The sequence below is a fragment of the Bacillus sp. FJAT-49736 genome (genome assembly GCF_018343615.1).
Lineage (GTDB): Bacteria > Bacillota > Bacilli > Bacillales > Bacillaceae_C > Margalitia.
The window spans coordinates 223,769-243,291 of sequence record NZ_JAGYPI010000002.1; the positions used below are offsets into that span (position 1 = coordinate 223,769).

Genomic DNA, 19,523 nt, shown 5'->3' on the forward strand with positions numbered 1-19,523 from the left:
ACAGATTGTAATCCTCGATGCTCTTGTTGTCAAAGGATATTTTATTTTCTGATTAGGTCTAAAGATTATTCTATTGGAGCTGGTTTGTAGGAACCTAATATCGTTAAGGATATCTCTTCTGGGGATTATCACATTTTTGTCTCTTCCTATGAGATTTCGCTCCCCGGCAATAACCCATTTTATTCCGAATACTCTCCCTATTAAACAACACACCTCAAGTTTCCAGTCCTTTGGCTCTCTCCCCTCTACCTCCATAAAAAAACCGAGATGACACATCATCTCGGCATACCTATAAAATAGGCGATAGCAATCGGGAAATAGATTCTTTGAAGCGAATATACATTGGGCGTTGGCGATAATCCTCGATGGTTAGCTCACGAGATTTTTGCATATCCTCTTTATAGATATTTTCAAGTTTTTTCGCAATATATTGACTGTATAAAAAGGCATTTACCTCAAAATTTAGACGGAAGCTGCGGTTATCGATGTTTGCAGTTCCGACGGTGGCAATTTTCCCGTCGACAACGAGCATTTTAGCGTGAATAAAGCCATTTTCATAAATATATACCTTTGCATTTGTTTTTAAAAGCTCACCAACATTCGAATAGGTTGCCCAATAAACAAACATATGATCAGGTTTATTCGGAATCATCAAGCGCACATCGACACCGGAAAGGGCAGCAATTTTTAGCGCACTCAATAAACTGTCATCCGGGATAAAATAAGGGGTCTGCATGTAGATATACTTTTTGGCGGAATTAATCATTTTAATATAACCGTTCTTAATTTGCTCCCATTCGGAATCTGGACCGCTTGAAACGATTTGGACATCGGTATTTCCTGTTGAATAAATTTCTGGAAAATACTTTATATCATAGCGGATATCCTTTGCAGAGGCTTGATTCCAATCTAGGATAAAACGGGTTTGCATCGCATATACAGCCTTGCCGGTAATCTTCAAATGCGTATCCCGCCAGTATCCAAACTTTTCATCCAAGCCTAAATACTCATCTCCGACATTAAAGCCACCGATATAACCAATCTCACCGTCAATAATGGCAAGTTTCCGATGGTTCCGGAAATTTACCCGTAAATTAACATGAGGAATTTTCGCAGCAAAGAAGGAAGCGATTTCACCGCCTGCTTCCGCTAATTCCTTGAAAAATTTCTTCGGCAATCTGCGAGAGCCCATGTCATCATACACGACTCGGACCTTTACTCCTTCTTTCGCTTTTATAATCAGTAAATCTAGCAGCTGCTTCCCAAGATTATCATTGCGAATAATATAATACAGAAGATGGATATGGTCTTTCGCGTTCTTGATATCACTAAATAAAGAATGGAATTTATCCTTCCCATCAATAAATATCTCCACATCATTATCATGAGACATAACTGCCCCATCATTCACGAGCAGCATATATACTAAATCCTTGTACTGCACCGTCCGCTCATCATGAAATGGAAAGGCGTTATGCCGCAATAAATCGATTTGATGATGGGTAATCTCTTTAATCCCGATTTTCTCTTGATCCTTCCAATAGAAGATTCTTCGTCTGCTCAGATTTTGTCCTAATATTAAGTAAATAATAAAGCCTACGATCGGCAAAAATAACAATACGAGCATCCATGCCCAGGTTGCTCCAACATGCCGTCTCTCTAAAAAGATAACGACCCCTGCCAAAACAAAATTCAGTAAGAAAAAAAATGCAAATAAGACCGTCGTAATTGTCATTCTATTCTCCTTTAATCAATCCCACTAACAAACTATTCAACCTGTATCATATCATAAAAGGGTTGACAACTTCCATCAAACAGCTAGGTTTGCAAAAATGCTTATCCCTCTAGTTTATCGATTGTTCCCATAAAAAATACCACATTGAAAGATGTGGCATTAAAAATTCTTCTATTCATTGGGCAAATATACCTTGAAGGTCGTTCCCTCCTGCTCATTTCTTTCCACTTCGACACGGCCATCATGTAATTGGATAATCGTTTCTACAATGGATAAGCCCAGTCCAGTTCCCTCAACTGCTTGTGTTCTGGAATTATCGGCTCTGTAAAAACGGTCGAATACCCGCTTGAGTTCTTCATCCGATAATCCGACTCCGGTATCTGCGAAGGTCACAACAATGGAAGATTCGTCTGTCTCTACAGATATGTCGATACTCCCATCTGGTTTATTATATTTAATGGCATTGGATAAAAGATTATCCCATACAGTATTCAGTAGTGAAGGGTCACCATTAACAATGGTATCTTGTAAGGAATAGCTAAGCATGATTCCCTTTTCACTAATCGTCCATTGATAATTCCGTATCAATTCCTTCATTTGTTCCGCAACATTGAACGTTCTTTTCTTTACTAAATCCTCATTTCGATCCAAGGAAGCCAGCAATAATAGCTGCTTTGTTAATGTAGAAAGTCTATTAATTTCACCATTAATCACTGATATATATTGTATTTTTTCGCTATGACTTATATCTTCACTCTCCAACAAATTCGTGTATCCTTTAATATTGGACAAAGGCGATTGAATATCGTGTGAAATATTCGAGATAAATTCCTTGCGCATATCGTCTAATTTCTCTAGTTTTTTCGACATATGTAAAAAGCTTTTGGCAAGATCCCCTAGTTCATCATGCCGAACAATATCCAATTCCACATCAAATTTTCCTACTGCAAGAGATTTCGTTGCCTTTGTTAGTTGCGAAATCGGCTTGACTAAGTATTTCGTACTGATAAGAACAAGCACGATGCTAAGCAAAATAGTCAATGCCAGCAGCCAGCCAAATAGAATATGCATTTCATTAAAAAGTAACTTGATATCAGGACGTAAAAACAAAGCATACTGCTTACCATTGTGGGTTAATGGAACTCCAATAGTATTGCTTAATTCATTGGCAAAAAAACCGGTCACAAAGGTTTTCCGTGGCAAATCCAAAATACCATGATACACATTTCCATTTAATACTTGATCCACTGCAGAAGATGTAATATTTTTCACCCGAAACGGCGCCCCGAAATATCTGCCTTTTCCGGTATCCTCTACTAAATAAAGTTGATACCCGACGGAGGATATGCTCTCAAGGTATTCCTGCAAATTGATGGAAGGGTGCTTATCGGCAAAATCTGCAATGCTTAATCCTATCTTCGTATTCTTTTCGTCATTATACGGTTTGAGTTTTTGCTGATAGTAGCAGTTCGAGATAATAAAAGCCAATATTCCGCTTAGGAGCATAATACCAATCGTGATAACAACAAACTTCACATATAACGACTTCATCCCTGTGCCGCCTCCAGAAAATAACCGATACCGCGCACCGTTTTAATTTGAAAATCAGCACTCAGCTTGGAAAAACGCTCTCTTAAACGTTTAATATGAACATCTACCGTCCGTTCGTCGCCTTCAAAATCTAATCCCCAAATATGTTCTATTAAATGGTCGCGGGTAAACACCTGCTTCGGCTGCGACATCAGGAAGTAAAGTAGCTCGAACTCCTTTAGCGGCAACAGAATGGTTTTGCTTCCGATTTGCACCTCATAGCTTCTTTTATCCAAGGTAGTGTTTCCAATGGATACCCTCGAATCCGCAGGTTGCTTATCAAAACGGCGCAACAGTGCTTTTATACGGAAGAGCAGTTCCTTTGGCTCAAAGGGCTTGGTCAGATAATCATCTGTCCCTGACCTGAATCCTTGCTCCTTGTCCTCGATTTGATTTTTCGCAGTCAGAAGGATAATCGGAATATCATAATGTTCCCGTATCTCTTTCGTTAATGAATAACCATCCATATGCGGCATCATCACATCTACCACCGCCAAATCACATTTTTCCTTATCTAGTATCTCCAGCGCTTCGATACCATTTGTCGCCTTGAAAACCTTATTGCCTACCTCCGTTAAATGAATACTGACCAGCTTTATGATATTCGGATCATCGTCCACAATTAAGATGGTTGTCATATATAAATACTCCTCTAGCTCTTTTATACATTCTGAATCTAGTTTACAAAAAAATAGATAGAAACAAAACAGGCCCAATGTGTAAACATTGAACCTAAAAAAACGCTAACATATATCCAACACCATCACAACCCCAAATACAGGGCCCGATGTATCCACTTCCCCATTTAAATAAAATCCGAACGATTCATATAATTTTTGCGCAAGAGCATTATCAGGGTGGAGGCTTAGATAGATTTTTCGACAAGAGTATTCCCTCTGCATGCGTTCCACCAGGATTGGCAGAAAGCGCTTTGCGTATCCGTTTCCTTGGTAGTGATGGTCAATCATAAATCGATCAAGCCACGCACTTTGCCTTTCTTGTGACGACGCACCAAACATGGCATATCCGACGAGTGTATCCTCATCATACAGCCCAACAGAAATCCACTTCTTTTCATACTGCGATTCCGCCAAAGAATAGGCATTACTTTCAATGAAATGCAATTGCTGTTTAGAAACCGATAATTCGGCAACGGCCCGCCAATTCTCCTTTGTAACTTCACGAATGTGAAGAGGCATATTTCCAACTCACTTTCTTCATGAACGCTATTTTCTTAGACTACGAAAACTCGGGAACACCCTGATTGAATAGATGCACCGAAACTAAAGTAGCAAAAACACCATTACGAAAACAGCTATTGTAAACATCTTCCTACCTTATTCATAATTCGCTTCTATTCTTCATACTCCTGCAAAAATTATCGCTCCTTTATCGAACTATTGCTTGAACAAGCTTCTTGTTTTTTGTATAAAAAACCTCATTATGAGAGGATACCATAGCGATGGAATCGGCTTGCGGGTCGATATATTGCTTTGCTTTATTGACCGCATTGGCGGCATCCTGAAATGCTCCAGCAATTAAATTTAGTTTTCCGTCATGCTTGAGAATATCTCCAGCTGCAAAAAGGCCAGGTACTGAAGATTCACTCATCGATGTTCCATCAATATAAAACTCCTCGGCAAGCTTAATGTCCAATTCGCTTTCGTTTAACAAGGCAGCATCTATATCAAAACCGTGGTTTACAATAACCTCGTCGACCTCTACTTCCTTTATTTCACCGGTGAGGAAATTTTTAAGCTGTACACGTTCGATCCTATCTCCACTACCAGCAATTAACTTATTAATTGAAGTTCGTGCCAAACATTCCGCAGAGCTGCATTGCAGCTGGCTGATTTGTGATTCATGTCCAGTGAGACAAGCCTTCCGATGGGTTACATATACCTTTTTCGCAATCGGCTCTAATTCATTCGCCCAATCTATGGCAGAGTTGCCCCCACCGGAAATGAGCACGATTTTATCCTTAAAGTACTTCAAGGATTTCACAGTGTAATGCAAGTTGGATACCTCAAAGCGTTCAGCACCTTCGATTTTCAGCTTTTGATGTTTTATAATTCCGCTTCCGATTGCAACAATAACTGCTTTGGACAAATGCTCGCGTCCTGATTCTGCTTTTAAAACAAACAATCCTTCCTCATTTTTCGAAATGGAAACGATTTTCTCATTTAAGACGACCTCAGGCTTAAAGGTTAATCCTTGTTTCACGAGCTGTTCAATTAGTTTTGCTCCAGGTAGCGGTGCAAGTCCTCCAACATCCCAGATCATTTTCTCCGGATAAATATGAACTTTACCACCTAATTGTGGCTGATATTCGATCATTTTTGTTTTCATTTCCCGTAACCCGCTATAAAAAGCTGAATAAAGTCCGGCAGGTCCCCCACCTAATATTGTTACATCAAAGCATTCCGTCTCTCTCATTCTCGCTCCCTCCAAATCTGAAAAAAGTCTTGCAGGAATAAACCTTTGTGAATGGATGATTTCACTGTAAAACAGCTATGTATAAGGAGAATACCGATTCACATTTGGTTACTCATTCCGTTATATAAAAAAAGTTTGTTGACAAAAGAATGGAATCACCTTATAGTGACATTGTAACTGATAATGATTATCAATATCAACATATTATTTTTTACGGAGGCATCTTCATGGTCCACCTATATACAGATCATGTACATATTGGCTACGGCGAGCGGTCTATTGTCAAAGATCTAACCATAGAAATACCGGAGAAAAAAATAACAACGATACTCGGTTCCAATGGCTGCGGGAAATCAACCTTATTGAAAGCTATGACACGTATTATCCCCCATCAAGGAGGTTCGATTATTTTAGACGGAAAAAGCATTACAAATGCCGACACCAAAAAGCTTGCTCAAAAATTAGCAATTCTGCCACAAACTCCAGAAAGTGCAGCTGGCCTAACTGTAGGAGAATTAGTATCCTACGGAAGGTTTCCCTATCAAAAAGGCTTTGGGCGTTTATCCACTAAGGATGTCGAGATTATCAACTGGGCATTGGAGGTTACCGGAACAGCAAATTATAAATATCATCAGGTCGATGCATTATCTGGTGGCCAACGGCAGCGTGTATGGATTGCAATGGCATTAGCCCAAGAAACTGAAATGATATTTCTGGACGAACCAACCACCTACTTAGATATGGCTCATCAATTAGAGGTGCTGGAGCTTTTACAAAAGCTCAATAGGGAACAAGAGAGAACGATTGTAATGGTTCTGCATGACATTAATCAGGCGGCCCGTTTTTCCGATTACATTATTGCCTTAAAGGAAGGGCAAATCGTCAAAGCCGGCACAAGTGAAGAGATAATCACCCGCCAAGTGTTAAAAGAAGTGTTTCATATTGATGCTGATATCGGGTTGGACCCGAGAACAAATAAACCAATTTGTATTACCTATAACTTATTAAAAGGAGAATACCAACATGAAAAATAAATTTATCCCGATTTTACTGTTAGTCTTCGTACTAATGCTAGGGGCCTGCTCCAGCACAACAGAAAAGAAAACTGCTGATAAAAAAAATAATAAGGACACGATTACCTATCAATCTCAAAATGGACCAGTTGAAGTTCCTGCACATCCTAAGAGAGTAGTAGTTTTATCAAGCTTCGCTGGAAATGTAATGTCTCTTGGCGTAAATATTGTAGGGGTTGATTCATGGTCGAAGATGAATCCGAATTTCCAGGATAAATTGAAGAATGTTACAGAGGTATCTGATGAAAACTTGGAAAAAATTATTGAATTGGATCCAGACTTAATCATTGGTCTCGACAACGTTAAAAATCTAGATAAGCTTAAAAAAATAGCTCCAACTGTTGTTTTTACATATGGAAAAGTAGACTATTTAACACAGCAAATGGAAATTGGTAAGCTATTAAACAAAGAAAAAGAAGCAACTGAATGGGTAAATGATTTCAAAAAACGCGCACACGAAACCGGCGAACAAATCAAAGCTAAAATTGGTGCTGATTCAACCGTTTCTGTAATCGAAAACTTCGATAAACAGCTATATGTCTTCGGAAATAACTGGGGACGCGGAACAGAGATTTTATATCAGGAAATGGGATTAAAAATGCCTAAAGCAGTCGAGGAAAAGGCGCTGAAACCAGGCTATTATGCCATTTCACCAGAGGTTCTTCCACAGTTTTCCGGTGACTATGTCGTCTTTAGTAAAAACAAGGATGGTGATACATCCTTCCAAGGAACAAATACGTATAAAAACATCCCAGCTGTGAAAAACAACCATGTTTTCGAAGTGGACGCTAAAGCATTTTATTTCAATGATCCACTAACACTTGATTATCAGCTAGATTTCTTTAAAAAGGTCTTTCTTGGCAAGTAATCATCGTTAGTTAGAATAGCGAGGGTGGCAATTTTCTTGTCGCCCTTGTTCTTCTCTCTATTCTATAGGCTCTTTTCTTCAACCTTTGAATTGTGTTTTAAAACATTCTGATCTTGTTAAGATTCAAGTAGCTTATTATGAAAAAATGCTTCTATCAATGCTTCTAATATACGAATAGTAACAATTAATAAAAACCAGCCATTATTGAAAAGTTGGGTGTCTACGATGAAAAGTTTAACTAAATGCATAATCGGTATTGTATTGCTCCTTTTAAGTTTTTTGGCGGCCATGGTGTTTGGTGCTGCAAAAACAGGGGTACATGAGGTCTGGAATGCGATTGCATCCAATAAAACCTCTGAAACGATTACTATGATTCGCGAAATTCGCTTACCACGTGAAATCGGCGCTATTTTTGTAGGAGCTGCACTTTCTGTTTCTGGTGCTATTATGCAAGGCCTAACGAGAAATCCACTGGCGGATCCAGGATTATTAGGCTTAACAGCTGGTGCCAATGCTGCCTTAGCACTTACTATCGCCTTAATACCATCTGCTAATTATTTTTTGATTATGATAGCCTGTTTTATTGGTGCTGCCAGTGGTGTCCTAGCTGTATTCGGAATTGGAGCATTGAAAAAAGGCGGTTTCTCGCCTCTTCGTATTGTTTTAGCAGGAGCTGCGGTTTCTACCTTTCTATATGGCGTAGCAGACGGAATTGGCTTATATTTTAAAATTTCAAAGGATGTATCGATGTGGACATCCGGTGGGCTGCTCGGTACAGCATGGAGCCAGCTGCAGATTGTAATGCCTTTTATTCTGATTGGTATCATTGTTTCTATCTTTTTGTCCAGACAATTAACAGTGCTTAGCTTGAATGAGGATGTAGCAATTGGTTTGGGACAAAATATAGGTCGCATTAAATTTATTTTATATATTGTCATTGTCTTACTTGCTGGTGCAGCTGTTGCACTTGTAGGAAATCTAGCATTTGTTGGATTAATGGTGCCACATATCGTACGGCAAATTGTCGGGACAGATTACCGTTTTATTTTGCCGATGTCAGCAATTTTTGGCGCTGCCTTCATGTCTTTGGCAGATACCATTGCCCGTACTATTAATGCACCTTATGAGACCCCCATCGCGGCCATTGTATCGATTATCGGATTGCCCTTCTTTCTTTTTATTGTTCATAAAGGAGGGAAAGTATTATCATGATCCATCCTTCTGTTATTAAAAAGCAGCGAGTAATTCTTTTCATTCTCGTGTGTCTTATTATCATGACCATTATGATCGGTATGAGCACTGGATTCTCTTCCATTGCTTTTGACCGGATATTGCCTATATTAACTGGGCATGGAACCTTTAAAGAAAATTTTGTACTGTTTTCCATCCGATTACCCCGTATCATCATTACGATATTATCAGGGATGGCTTTGGCTGTTTCAGGTGCCATTTTGCAAGGGTTAACGAGAAATGATTTAGCGGACCCTGGAATTATCGGGATTAATTCCGGAGCTGGTGTTGGAATTGCTATTTTCTATTTATTTGTTCCTATTGAAGCTCATTATTTTGCCTATGTCCTACCGGCAGTCGCTTTTATCGGGGCTTTACTGACAGCGATATTCATCTATATTTTTTCCTATAATAAAAAAGTTGGCTTTGAGCCTGTCAAATTAGTCATCGTTGGGATAGGATTTGCTATGGCTCTGTCAGGTGCCATGATTTTATTCATTTCTGGTGCGGAAAGACAGAAAGTGGACTTCATTAGCAAATGGCTCTCCGGGAACATATGGGGTACAGATTGGCCTTTTATATGGGCGATTTTACCTTGGATATTAATTCTTATTCCCTTTACCTTATATAAATCTAATCGTTTAAATATCCTGGCACTCTCCGAGCAATCAGCTATTGGTGTAGGGCTGAATCTTAAAAAGGAGAGATTTATATTACTCCTTGCGGCTGTAGCACTTGCGGCATCTGCCGTTTCTGTTACTGGGGGAATTGCTTTCATCGGTCTTCTCGCTCCGCATATAGCGAAGTCCCTTATTGGTCCAAGAAGTCAATTATATATGCCCGTTGTCATTCTGATGGGAGGATGGATTTTACTCCTTTCAGATACAATTGGGCGAAATCTTGCGGATCCGGATGGTATCCCGGCCGGTATTATAACAGCATTAATCGGAGCACCTTATTTTGTGTATTTATTAATGAGGGAAAAAAGAGTTTAGTGGAATGGCAGGGCATGATAAGTGTCCCGCTATTTTCCCATGATAATTTAACAGATTTTACGTGATTTTTATACGTAACTTAGGAGAATGTTGCTTACTCCTGGGGATATTCGTTGTAATTAGAGGAGATATTTTGCTCATTTACTAGTTATCTTGGAAATATATTATCTATTCTCGTGAATTTTTTTCTAATCTCGCGAAATTCGTTTTTATTCTCGCGAAAATGTAACTTATTCTCGCGAATTTCGGCCATATTCTCGCGAATTAGGACTATAGTCCCGGAAACAAGTTCGATTTTAACTAAAAAAATACCACATCTATAACGATGTGGTATTTTTCTATATTAGAAGTTCACATAGCTTCTTGGATTCACTGCTCCTGGATGTGGAGGTCCTGTCCAATATCCTACATAAAATTCGAAATGAAGATGCTGTCCGGTAGATTCCCCAGTGCTTCCCATCACTCCGATTTGCTGCCCCTTACGAACAACCTGTCCGTCGCCTACGGTGTAATACTTCATATGAGCATAAACAGTAGTATAGGTTTTGCCGTCTATTATATGTGTAATCATGACACAATTTCCATAGCTTGAAGAATGATATGCTCGGAACACTACCCCATCTCCAGCAGCGACAATTGGTACATTGCTTCCACTGTTCGCAATATCGATGCCTGGATGGAATCCACTATATGTGCCGGAACGATAACCAAATTCGGAAGAGATATATCCTGCTGCTGGCCTTGTAAAGGAGCCAGATGAAACTGGAGGAAGATCATTGGAACCAGAATTTCCACCATTCTGATGTTTTTGCTGTTCCTGCCTTCTCTTTTCTTCCGCAATGCGTTGTTTTTCTAATTCAATAGCTTTTTGAATCGATTTCTTTTGAGCAGCCAATATTTCTTGTTGCTCTTGGAGAGAAATTTTATCTTCTTCTAAATCTTTTTTCTGTGCGGCAAGAGCTTTCATTATATCTTTCTTTTTATTTTCTTGCTGATTTAATTGAACTTTCATTCCCTTTAAGTCACTGAGCATTCCTTGTAGTGAACTTAATTTTTTCTCTACTTCCACTTTCTTTTGCTTTAAATCATCTTGATCGCGTTTTTGCTGCTCCATTATTTCTTTATCCGCATTCATAAGAGTTTGCACTGCGGTTAGACGGTCAATTAAGTCACTGATACTTTGGGAATCCAAAATAACATCAATATAGTCGACAGAACCACCGCTTGTTTGCATCGCACGTGCACGCTGCTTTAGAAGCTGGTCGCGTTCGTTAATACGCTTTGTTAATGCATCAATGCTGTTCTTCAGACTAGAAATTTGCTTTTGCGTATCACTAATTTGAACCTGTTTCTCGCCAATTTTCTTATCGGTGCTTTCAATCTCGGCTTCAATTTGTTTCATTTGCGTTTCCAAATCCGCCTGTTGACCGTTGATTTCCGAAATTTGCGAGTCCTTCTTTTTGATGCTGGAGTTAATTTTGGAGCTTTTGTTTTCTACTTGCTGTTGTTGGTTCTTAAGCTCGTTAAGCTTAGAAGCAAAAGCATCTGTATGATAGGTTAAAACTAATGGTAAAACCAATGCAATAGAAAGCAATGAACGTTTTTTCAATGAATATTCCCCTTTCACTCTTTCCAAGCTATATGTATATATCTGGACGAAAAGTAGCTTGCGACCGTACTTTCCGCCCATGTTGACTGTCTTACTTGAAATATATGTTATAAAATTTTCAAACCAAGGCATGATCGTCTATTTTCAGTTGCCGACATGTCCAACCACTACTTTAAAAAGTGTATAAACCGTTTTTTATACCTTCAAGAAGCGGCGAATGGACATCGCACTTCCCCAAATACCGATGAAGATACCAATTAGTAATAATAAGCTGCTTATTTCAAACACAAACGGATTGAAATTCAGGATTTGTATAAATTGGCCCGCTAATCTTGGAGCAATAATCTTATGTGCGTAATAGTAACCGACAGAAATAATCAATATCGGCAATATAGACCCTAGCACACCGAGCCAAATTCCTTCCATCACTAATGGCCAGCGAATAAACCAGTTCGTTGCCCCTACTAATTTCATAATCTCAATTTCTTTTCTTCTTGCAAAAATTGTGATTTTAATAGTATTGGAGATTAAGAACATGGCCGTAAAAAGCAAACCGATTACTAACACTAAGCCAACATTTCTACTTACTTTTAGCACACTAAAAAGTCTTTCTACTTTGCCCTTACCGTAAATAGCCGATTCGACATGATCCATTTGCTCAATCTGTTTGGCAACCTTAGGTGTATCGGTTGGATTCTTTGTTTTTACTACATATACGTCATATAAAGGATTATCCTGCTTGAATAATTCGAAATCCTTCCCCATTTTCTTAACTAAGTCCTTTAGTTCTTGTTCCTTGGAAGAGTACGTAATGGACTTCACCTGGGTTAAATTTTGAATTTGGTTATGCAAAATCGTTTGATCTTGTTTGTTTGCGGTCAAATCAATATGAACGCGAATTTCCACGTCATTTTCAATATCAGACGCAATCTTGTTCATATTCATCATAATAACGAAGAATACGCCTACTAATAATAATGTAATCGTCACGGCACTTGCAGAGGCAAACATCATCCATCCGTTACGGCCAAGGCTTTTCAGACTTTCGCGGAAATGGCGCTGTAATGTTCTAGCTTTCATATCCGTATTCCCCCCGATGCTCATCACGAACGATTTTTCCGCCTTCTATAGCAATTACCCGATGCCTCATTGTATTCACGATATCACGGTTATGAGTTGCCATTACAATCGTCGTACCGCGATTATTAATTTCATCAAAAATCCTCATAATTTCCCAGGAGGTTTCCGGATCTAGATTTCCTGTAGGCTCGTCCGCAATCATAACTCTTGGTCTATTTACGATCGAGCGTGCGATGGAAATACGCTGCTGCTCTCCTCCGGAAAGCTCGGTAGGAAGCATTCTTGCCTTATGCTTTAGCCCTACTAGATTCAAAACATCCATGACACGTTTTTTAATTACTTTCGGCTGTTCCTCAATTACTTCGAGAGCAAAGGCAACATTTTCAAAAACAGTTAGAGTCGGAAGTAATTTAAAATCCTGGAACACAACGCCAATTTGTCTTCTGAAATAAGGAATTCGACTATTTTTCAGCTTGGAAAGATTGATTCCATTTACCACAATGCTGCCGTCCGTCGCTTTTTCTTCCCGGTACATCATCTTGATAAAAGTAGATTTTCCAGCACCACTAGGTCCAACGACATAGACGAATTCTCCTTGTTTTATATGAACATTCAATCCGTTGGCTGCAATAACTCCATTCGGATACTTTTTATAGACATTTTGCATTTCTATCATCTAATCACCCGTCTTTACTGTTATCTTCTTTTCTGAGCTAGTGATTAACTATTTTCCGTCAAATTTTATATTTCTATCAAAAAATAGCAAAAAACATCGTAAAAAATCGAAATAAATCACAGAATCATTATAACATCCATATTCCGTTTATCATATTACAATTATGTTTCAATCCTTATTTTTAGCCGAAAGTTAATGGGTATGGAGTTAAGTTTTGCTAGAAGGATTGTGCAATTTTTGTAAAAAATTGGTGCTATTAGCACGAAATATTGCACAAATGGCACGAATCATATCTTGAATTGCATAAAACCAAGTATGATCGTCACGAAATATAAGAAAAATAGCATGAATTAGGATAAAAGTCCCGTTTTCACTTTTGAGAATTCAATTTTTCTTTCCTATATGAAGAAAGACCTGATGGCAATCCCATCAGGCCTTTTCGGCAATACTATTTTTTATTGGATAACCAAGTTGCAACGGCATCTGCATCCTTACCGCTATATAATCCAGCAGGCATTGCACCGTTACCTTTACCATTTTTAATAATATCTAGAATTTGATCTTTACTGTATTTGGATCCAATCTTTTGAAGCTTAGGACCGTTTAATCCACCCAAGTCTTTACCATGGCAAGCAGAGCATTTTGCTTCGAATAGTTTTTGAGCATCTCCGGCACTTGCTGTTGAAGTAGCATTGTTATTGTTGGACTTGCTTGTATCATTTTTATTTCCACAAGCAACCATCGCAAGAGCTAACATTACTACCATCACTGCAGCAGCTAATTTTCTTTTCATCCTTTTTCCTCCTTAGGAATGGGAAATGTTTCTTGCATTTCCATTATAGCAATCCTAATCCTTTTTGAAACCTTCCCCAAGCACTTCAAATGCGTCCATAACGACGACAAATGCAGATGGATCAAGGCTTTTCACCAATTGTTTCAACTTTATGAATTCTGTCTGATCCACCACACACATGAGGACTGGTCTTTCACTTTCTGTAAATCCCCCATATGCAGATAGTTTTGTCACACCTCGGTCAATTTTATTCAAAATTCCTTCACGAACTTCTTGCTGTTTATCAGTGATAATTAACGCCGTTTTAGACCGACTGATTCCAACCTGAACAAGATCAATCGTCTTACTTGTTACATAAAGACCAATTAGCGCATAGAGAGCTTTTTCAATATCAAATACTATCGCAGCGGATAACACAACGAGCCCGTCGATAATAATAACGCAAGTTCCTAGAGTTAATCCTGTATATTTATGAATAATTTGAGCTGCCAAATCGGTTCCACCTGTGGATGCTTTTCCACGAAACACAATGCCAAGGCCAAGTCCTACTCCGACACCACCAAATAAAGCACCTAATAATGGATTATGTGTCCATGGTTCCAAATGTTCTGTTAAGAAAACAACCAATGGTAAAAAGATCGTTCCAACTAAGGTCTTAACTCCAAAATGGAAGCCTAAAAAGATTAAGCCAGCGATAAATAGCGGGATGTTAAAAGCCCATTGAACATATGCAGGCTTCCACCCAAATACCCCGTGTAAAATAGTACTTATTCCGCTTACCCCTCCGGATGCAATTTCATTTGGAAGTAAAAATACGTTAAAAGAAATGGCGATGATGGCGGATCCAATAAGTATATATATGTATTCCATGCTTTTTGTTTGGAAAAAGCTTGTAGCAGATTCTCCTCTTCGTTTCTTCATTTTGCTAAATCCCCTTCTATGTTGTTAGACTTTCGACAGAGAGTATAGCATGGCAGTGATAGGGGTGTCTATAACGGATGTTAAAATTGGGTTAGTAGATTCCAATGGGGGTAGCTGTTTCCACAAAAAAACCCTTATGCATAGTGTACCTTTGCATAAGGGTTTTATTCTTTGTCACCGAAATGGGATTACGAAAGGCGTGAGCGCAAATAAGCGTTGATAAATGGATCAATGTCTCCATCCATTACCCCTTGCACATTTCCGCTTTCCGTATTGGTACGATGATCCTTTACCATAGAATAAGGATGGAATACATAGGAGCGAATTTGGCTTCCCCAGCCGATTTCCTTTTGTTCCCCGCGGATTTCCGCCAATTCCTTTTCCTTTTCTTCAATTTGACGTTGATATAGTTTTGCTTTTAACATATTCATCGCTTGCTCGCGGTTTTTAATTTGCGAGCGCTCTGATTGACATGTTACAACGACACCTGTTGGTAAGTGGGTGATACGCACAGCAGAGTCGGTCGTATTAATATGCTGACCGCCGGCACCGCTGGCACGGTAGGTATCCACTTTTATGTCCTCCGTGCGAATTTCAATTGCAATGTCATCATTGAATTCCGGCATAACCTCGCAGGATACGAAGGAGGTATGACGGCGACCTGATGAATCAAACGGAGAAATCCGGACAAGACGATGAACTCCCTTTTCCGCTTTTAAATATCCATAAGCATTGTGGCCTTTAATCAGCAATGTAACACTCTTAATTCCAGCCTCGTCTCCAGCAAGATAATCTAGCGTCTCGACTTTAAAGCCTTTTTTTTCCGCCCACCGTGTATACATTCTTAAAAGCATGGAGCCCCAATCCTGTGATTCGGTTCCTCCTGCACCAGGGTGAAGTTCCAGGATGGCGTTGTTTTTATCATATGGTTCGCTTAATAAAAGCTGCAATTCAAACTGATTAAGTCTTGAAACTAATTCCTGAAGTTCTGACTCGAGTTCTGCATGCAGTTCCGAATCCTCTTCTTCCTTCACCAAATCATGAGTAAGCTCTAGATTTTCCTGAGTATCCACAAGCTCTTTATACTCATTAACTTGATCCTTTAACCCGTTAGCCTCATTAATGATTTTCTGCGCACTTTGCTGGTCATTCCAGAAGTTTGGATCGAGCATAATTTCATCTAATTCTGCAATACGAGCCTCTTTATTTTCGAGGTCAAAGAGACCCCCTAAAGTCCGCTAATGTTTTAGCCGTTTTTTCAAGCTCAGAACGAATTTCAAATAACTCCATGTTCTATTTCACCTCGTGTTGAATTTTGAAAGTACAGGCGCCCTTCCCATCGGCGTACGGATTTTGGAGTCTTTGACTAATCGTAAGGAAAAGACGTAGAAATCCGCTAGCCGTTGGTAAAATTTCAAGTGCCAATTTCACTTGTAGCTAGACAACCTTAACTTTTCGTGTCATTAACATAATAAAAATTTATAAATCTATACTTTCGCGCATTAAGAAATCGAAAATCGCCTCCGGATAGTTGAGGCGATTCCGATTCATTCCTTTTAGTATATCAAAACCAAAAACGATTCGGTTTATTAAACATTTTTTCCGTGACATTGCTTATACTTTTTGCCGCTTCCACATGGGCAAAGGGCGTTACGACCAATGTCTTGTTTTTTTCTAACCGGTTTTTTCTTAACGGTTTCTCCATCCTCTTTCGGATTAACCGCTTGCCCCTTCGCTACTTCTTCGCGTTGAAGATTATTGCGAATTTCAGCCTTCATAATATACTTCGCTGCATCCTCTTCAATAGCCATGACCATACCTTCAAACATCGCAAAGCCCTCGCTTTGGTACTCACGAAGCGGATCAACTTGACCGTATGCACGTAAATGGATACCTTGGCGAAGATGATCCATCGCATCGATATGATCAATCCATTTTGTATCGACTGCACGAAGAAGGATAACCTTTTCAAACTCGCGCATTTGCTCAGTACCTAAGGATTCTTCTTTTTCATCATAATCCTTTTTCGCTTTTTCAAAGATGAGCTCCATCATTTCCTCCGGATCCTTACCTTGGAAATCATTAACAGATACTGCACCTTCTTGTAAAAGATTGCCATGAACAAAGTCAACTAGTCCTTGCAGATTCCAGTTTTCTTCATCCTCATTTCTTGGAGTATGAAGCTCTACTGCGCGTTCAACTACTCGTTTGATCATATTTTCAACGATTTCACGAAGGTTTTCGGAGTCGATTACTTCGTTTCGTTGATTATAAATAATTTCACGTTGTTGACGAAGGACATCATCATATTGTAAAAGCTGCTTCCGTGCATCGAAGTTATTTCCTTCCACACGTTTTTGCGCAGATTCAACGGCTCTAGATACCATTTTACTTTGAATAGGCTGAGAATCGTCCATTCCAAGTCGCTGCATCATGGCTTTCATATTATCGGAACCAAAGCGGCGCATCAATTCATCTTCCATCGATAGATAGAATTGGGTAACCCCTGGATCTCCCTGACGACCAGAACGACCACGAAGCTGATTATCAATACGACGGGATTCATGACGCTCCGTACCTATAACAGCAAGACCGCCAAGCTCCACAACACCTTCACCAAGCTTAATGTCAGTACCACGACCGGCCATGTTCGTTGCAATGGTTACAGAGCCTTTTTCACCAGCAAGTGCAATAATTTCGGCTTCGCGCTCATGGTTTTTCGCATTTAAGACATTGTGGCGAATTCCTTTTTTCGATAAATACTTCGAAATTAATTCAGAGGTTTCGATTGCGACAGTACCTACTAGAACAGGCTGACCCTTTTGATTTCGTTCCGCAATGTCCTCTACTACCGCACGGAATTTGCCATCCATCGTAGCATAGATTAAATCCGGACGATCATCACGGGCAATCGGCTTATTTGTAGGAATAACAATAACCCTCATATTATAAATATTACGGAATTCCTCTTCTTCCGTTTTCGCTGTACCAGTCATACCGGAAAGCTTTTCGTACATACGGAAGTAGTTTTGGAACGTAATGGTAGCCATTGTCATACTTTCATTTTGAATTTCAACCGCTTCTTTTGCTTCAATAGCCTGATGCAAACCGTCACTGAAACGGCGTCCTTTCATCAGACGGCCAGTGAATTGGTCAACAATGACGATTTCGCCATCCTGAACCACATAGTCCACATCAATGTGCATCGATACAATGGCTTTCAATGCCTGGTTGATATGATGGTTCAAGGTAACATGTGAAATATCAAAAAGATTATCAATGCCAAAGGATCGCTCAGCCTTACTGATCCCTTCCTCTGTTAATTGCACACTTTTTGTTTTTTCATCATATGTGTAGTCTTCCTCTTTTTTCAATGTGCGAACAAATGCATTCGCTTGAATATAAAGATTAGCCGATTTCTGTGCCTGTCCGGAGATGATTAACGGTGTACGAGCCTCATCAATCAAGATGGAGTCAACCTCATCGATAACGGCAAAATGAAGAGGTCTCTGTACGCGCTGCTCTTTATATAGAACCATATTGTCACGTAAATAATCGAAGCCAAACTCATTGTTTGTTCCGTATGTGATATCTGCAGCATACGCTTCCTGCTTCTCTTCACTGGACATGCTGTTCAAGTTTAAGCCAACTGTAAGGCCAAGAAATTCATATAACGCTCCCATTTCTGTCGCGTCACGGCTCGCCAAGTATTCGTTGACTGTTACAACATGAACTCCTTTTCCAGATATAGCATTTAAATACACAGGCATCGTAGCAGTTAAGGTTTTACCTTCCCCGGTCTTCATTTCGGAGATGTTACCCTCATGCAAGGAGATACCACCCATTAACTGTACATGATATGGATATAATCCAAGCACACGTCGTGCTCCTTCACGTACAACTGCAAATGCTTCTGTAAGTAAATCATCTAATGTTTCACCTTTTTGATAACGTTCTTTAAATTCCTCTGTTTTTTCCCGAAGCTGATCATCCGAAAGCTTCTCCATTTCAGAGGCTAATTCTTCAATTTGGTTTGCTAGCTTATCAAGACGCTTAATTTCGCGTTTATTTGCATCAAATACTTTTTCTAAAAATGCAACCATCTATAACGCTCCTTTTATCTTCAACTGTGAGAGCCTTTCGCCTATCTAAGTACATATTCTGTATGAAGTGGAAAAAATCCTCTCACACGGCAGTTCTATTATACTACTTTATAAATTTTAACATTTAAACCTATGTAGTGACAACAAAAGTGGTGAAGAGGAATTGTTCCTCGATTGGAAAAATGGTGAAGTTGGTGGTATTTCTGTGTAGATTGGTTTCCGATTATAAAATGGACAATTAGTATTCACCGTTGAATTTTGGGTTAAAACTGATGAAATTTCTTTGGAAAGTGCGGAAATTTTTCTAGTTTTCGATTATAACATGGGTTCAGATGTGGAAATTGGGGTCAAATGTTACATTTTAAGATGAGGTGGACAAGCTTTCTTTTTCAAAACAGGCAATCATTCCATTAT

The 19,523-nt window shown here is 39.3% G+C and carries 16 protein-coding genes; 4 read left to right on the top strand and 12 right to left on the bottom strand.

Annotated elements, in window-relative coordinates; all coding sequences use genetic code 11:
- Nucleotides 1–289: 289 nt before the first annotated feature.
- The 5 genes from cls to KHA87_RS12680 all read right to left on the bottom strand — a co-directional run bounded on the left by cls (nucleotide 290) and on the right by KHA87_RS12680 (nucleotide 5,761).
- A complete protein-coding gene (gene cls / locus KHA87_RS12660; protein WP_213094528.1) occupies nucleotides 290–1,735 on the bottom strand; it encodes a cardiolipin synthase in 1,446 nt (481 codons plus the stop codon).
- Nucleotides 1,736–1,906: 171 nt separating this feature from the next.
- Nucleotides 1,907–3,286, bottom strand: coding sequence for a sensor histidine kinase (locus KHA87_RS12665; RefSeq protein WP_213094529.1), 1,380 nt, complete (start codon nucleotides 3,284–3,286; stop codon nucleotides 1,907–1,909).
- Nucleotides 3,283–3,963: a response regulator transcription factor gene (locus KHA87_RS12670; RefSeq protein ID WP_213094530.1), complete on the bottom strand. Its 681-nt coding sequence runs from the start codon at nucleotides 3,961–3,963 to the stop codon at nucleotides 3,283–3,285. Before KHA87_RS12670 ends, KHA87_RS12665 begins: the two co-directional genes overlap by 4 nt.
- 105 nt (nucleotides 3,964–4,068) lie before the next feature.
- Nucleotides 4,069–4,524, bottom strand: a complete 456-nt coding sequence (locus tag KHA87_RS12675) for a GNAT family N-acetyltransferase (protein WP_213094531.1) — start codon at nucleotides 4,522–4,524, stop codon at nucleotides 4,069–4,071.
- Between the two features lie 190 nt (nucleotides 4,525–4,714).
- Nucleotides 4,715–5,761 (bottom strand): NAD(P)/FAD-dependent oxidoreductase, encoded by a 1,047-nt coding sequence (locus KHA87_RS12680; RefSeq protein WP_213094532.1) that lies wholly within the window; start codon nucleotides 5,759–5,761, stop codon nucleotides 4,715–4,717.
- 227 nt (nucleotides 5,762–5,988) lie between these two features.
- Here KHA87_RS12680 and KHA87_RS12685 point away from each other — a divergent pair, with 227 nt between their 5' ends.
- The 4 genes from KHA87_RS12685 to KHA87_RS12700 all read left to right on the top strand — a co-directional run bounded on the left by KHA87_RS12685 (nucleotide 5,989) and on the right by KHA87_RS12700 (nucleotide 9,927).
- The gene (locus tag KHA87_RS12685) at nucleotides 5,989–6,795 is read left to right on the top strand and encodes an ABC transporter ATP-binding protein (protein ID WP_213094533.1); all 807 of its coding nucleotides are present in this window, start codon (nucleotides 5,989–5,991) and stop codon (nucleotides 6,793–6,795) included.
- On the top strand, nucleotides 6,785–7,702 hold the full coding sequence (locus KHA87_RS12690; protein ID WP_213094534.1) for an iron-hydroxamate ABC transporter substrate-binding protein: 918 nt from the start codon (nucleotides 6,785–6,787) through the stop codon (nucleotides 7,700–7,702). Before KHA87_RS12685 ends, KHA87_RS12690 begins: the two co-directional genes overlap by 11 nt.
- A 225-nt stretch (nucleotides 7,703–7,927) precedes the next feature.
- A complete protein-coding gene (locus KHA87_RS12695) occupies nucleotides 7,928–8,914 on the top strand; it encodes a FecCD family ABC transporter permease (protein WP_213094535.1) in 987 nt (328 codons plus the stop codon).
- A complete protein-coding gene (locus tag KHA87_RS12700) occupies nucleotides 8,911–9,927 on the top strand; it encodes a FecCD family ABC transporter permease (RefSeq protein ID WP_213094536.1) in 1,017 nt (338 codons plus the stop codon). The genes KHA87_RS12695 and KHA87_RS12700 overlap by 4 nt, the downstream gene beginning before the upstream one ends.
- A gap of 343 nt (nucleotides 9,928–10,270) precedes the next feature.
- Here the strand turns inward: KHA87_RS12700 and KHA87_RS12705 are convergent, their stop codons facing one another.
- The 7 genes from KHA87_RS12705 to secA all read right to left on the bottom strand — a co-directional run bounded on the left by KHA87_RS12705 (nucleotide 10,271) and on the right by secA (nucleotide 19,109).
- Nucleotides 10,271–11,536, bottom strand: coding sequence for a murein hydrolase activator EnvC family protein (locus tag KHA87_RS12705; protein ID WP_213094537.1), 1,266 nt, complete (start codon nucleotides 11,534–11,536; stop codon nucleotides 10,271–10,273).
- A 195-nt stretch (nucleotides 11,537–11,731) separates the two neighbouring features.
- Nucleotides 11,732–12,616 carry a permease-like cell division protein FtsX gene (ftsX, locus tag KHA87_RS12710; protein WP_213094538.1) on the bottom strand — a complete coding sequence of 295 codons (885 nt, stop codon included), beginning with the start codon at nucleotides 12,614–12,616 and terminating at the stop codon, nucleotides 11,732–11,734.
- Complete coding sequence (gene ftsE, locus KHA87_RS12715; protein ID WP_213094539.1) at nucleotides 12,606–13,292, bottom strand: cell division ATP-binding protein FtsE; 687 nt, start codon at nucleotides 13,290–13,292, stop codon at nucleotides 12,606–12,608. Before ftsE ends, ftsX begins: the two co-directional genes overlap by 11 nt.
- 448 nt (nucleotides 13,293–13,740) lie before the next feature.
- Nucleotides 13,741–14,085 (bottom strand): cytochrome c551, encoded by a 345-nt coding sequence (gene cccB, locus KHA87_RS12720; protein ID WP_213094540.1) that lies wholly within the window; start codon nucleotides 14,083–14,085, stop codon nucleotides 13,741–13,743.
- A 54-nt stretch (nucleotides 14,086–14,139) separates the two neighbouring features.
- Nucleotides 14,140–15,006 (bottom strand): YitT family protein, encoded by an 867-nt coding sequence (locus tag KHA87_RS12725; protein ID WP_213094541.1) that lies wholly within the window; start codon nucleotides 15,004–15,006, stop codon nucleotides 14,140–14,142.
- Between the two features lie 188 nt (nucleotides 15,007–15,194).
- Nucleotides 15,195–16,296 (bottom strand): peptide chain release factor 2 gene (gene prfB, locus KHA87_RS12730; protein WP_213094542.1). Its coding sequence is split into 2 segments (ribosomal slippage): nucleotides 15,195–16,223 and nucleotides 16,225–16,296, totalling 1,101 coding nucleotides; the frame shifts between segments, so codons are not numbered across the junction.
- Between the two features lie 299 nt (nucleotides 16,297–16,595).
- On the bottom strand, nucleotides 16,596–19,109 hold the full coding sequence (secA, locus tag KHA87_RS12735) for a preprotein translocase subunit SecA (RefSeq protein ID WP_213094543.1): 2,514 nt from the start codon (nucleotides 19,107–19,109) through the stop codon (nucleotides 16,596–16,598).
- Nucleotides 19,110–19,523: the final 414 nt, after the last annotated feature.

Coding starts and splice junctions, on each gene's coding strand:
- cls (WP_213094528.1), bottom strand. CDS start 1,735: ATGACAATTACGACGGTCTTATTTGCATTTTTTTTCTTACTGAATTTT.
- KHA87_RS12665 (WP_213094529.1), bottom strand. CDS start 3,286: ATGAAGTCGTTATATGTGAAGTTTGTTGTTATCACGATTGGTATTATG.
- KHA87_RS12670 (WP_213094530.1), bottom strand. CDS start 3,963: ATGACAACCATCTTAATTGTGGACGATGATCCGAATATCATAAAGCTG.
- KHA87_RS12675 (WP_213094531.1), bottom strand. CDS start 4,524: ATGCCTCTTCACATTCGTGAAGTTACAAAGGAGAATTGGCGGGCCGTT.
- KHA87_RS12680 (WP_213094532.1), bottom strand. CDS start 5,761: ATGAGAGAGACGGAATGCTTTGATGTAACAATATTAGGTGGGGGACCT.
- KHA87_RS12685 (WP_213094533.1), top strand. CDS start 5,989: ATGGTCCACCTATATACAGATCATGTACATATTGGCTACGGCGAGCGG.
- KHA87_RS12690 (WP_213094534.1), top strand. CDS start 6,785: ATGAAAAATAAATTTATCCCGATTTTACTGTTAGTCTTCGTACTAATG.
- KHA87_RS12695 (WP_213094535.1), top strand. CDS start 7,928: ATGAAAAGTTTAACTAAATGCATAATCGGTATTGTATTGCTCCTTTTA.
- KHA87_RS12700 (WP_213094536.1), top strand. CDS start 8,911: ATGATCCATCCTTCTGTTATTAAAAAGCAGCGAGTAATTCTTTTCATT.
- ftsX (WP_213094538.1), bottom strand. CDS start 12,616: ATGAAAGCTAGAACATTACAGCGCCATTTCCGCGAAAGTCTGAAAAGC.
- ftsE (WP_213094539.1), bottom strand. CDS start 13,292: ATGATAGAAATGCAAAATGTCTATAAAAAGTATCCGAATGGAGTTATT.
- cccB (WP_213094540.1), bottom strand. CDS start 14,085: ATGAAAAGAAAATTAGCTGCTGCAGTGATGGTAGTAATGTTAGCTCTT.
- KHA87_RS12725 (WP_213094541.1), bottom strand. CDS start 15,006: ATGAAGAAACGAAGAGGAGAATCTGCTACAAGCTTTTTCCAAACAAAA.
- secA (WP_213094543.1), bottom strand. CDS start 19,109: ATGGTTGCATTTTTAGAAAAAGTATTTGATGCAAATAAACGCGAAATT.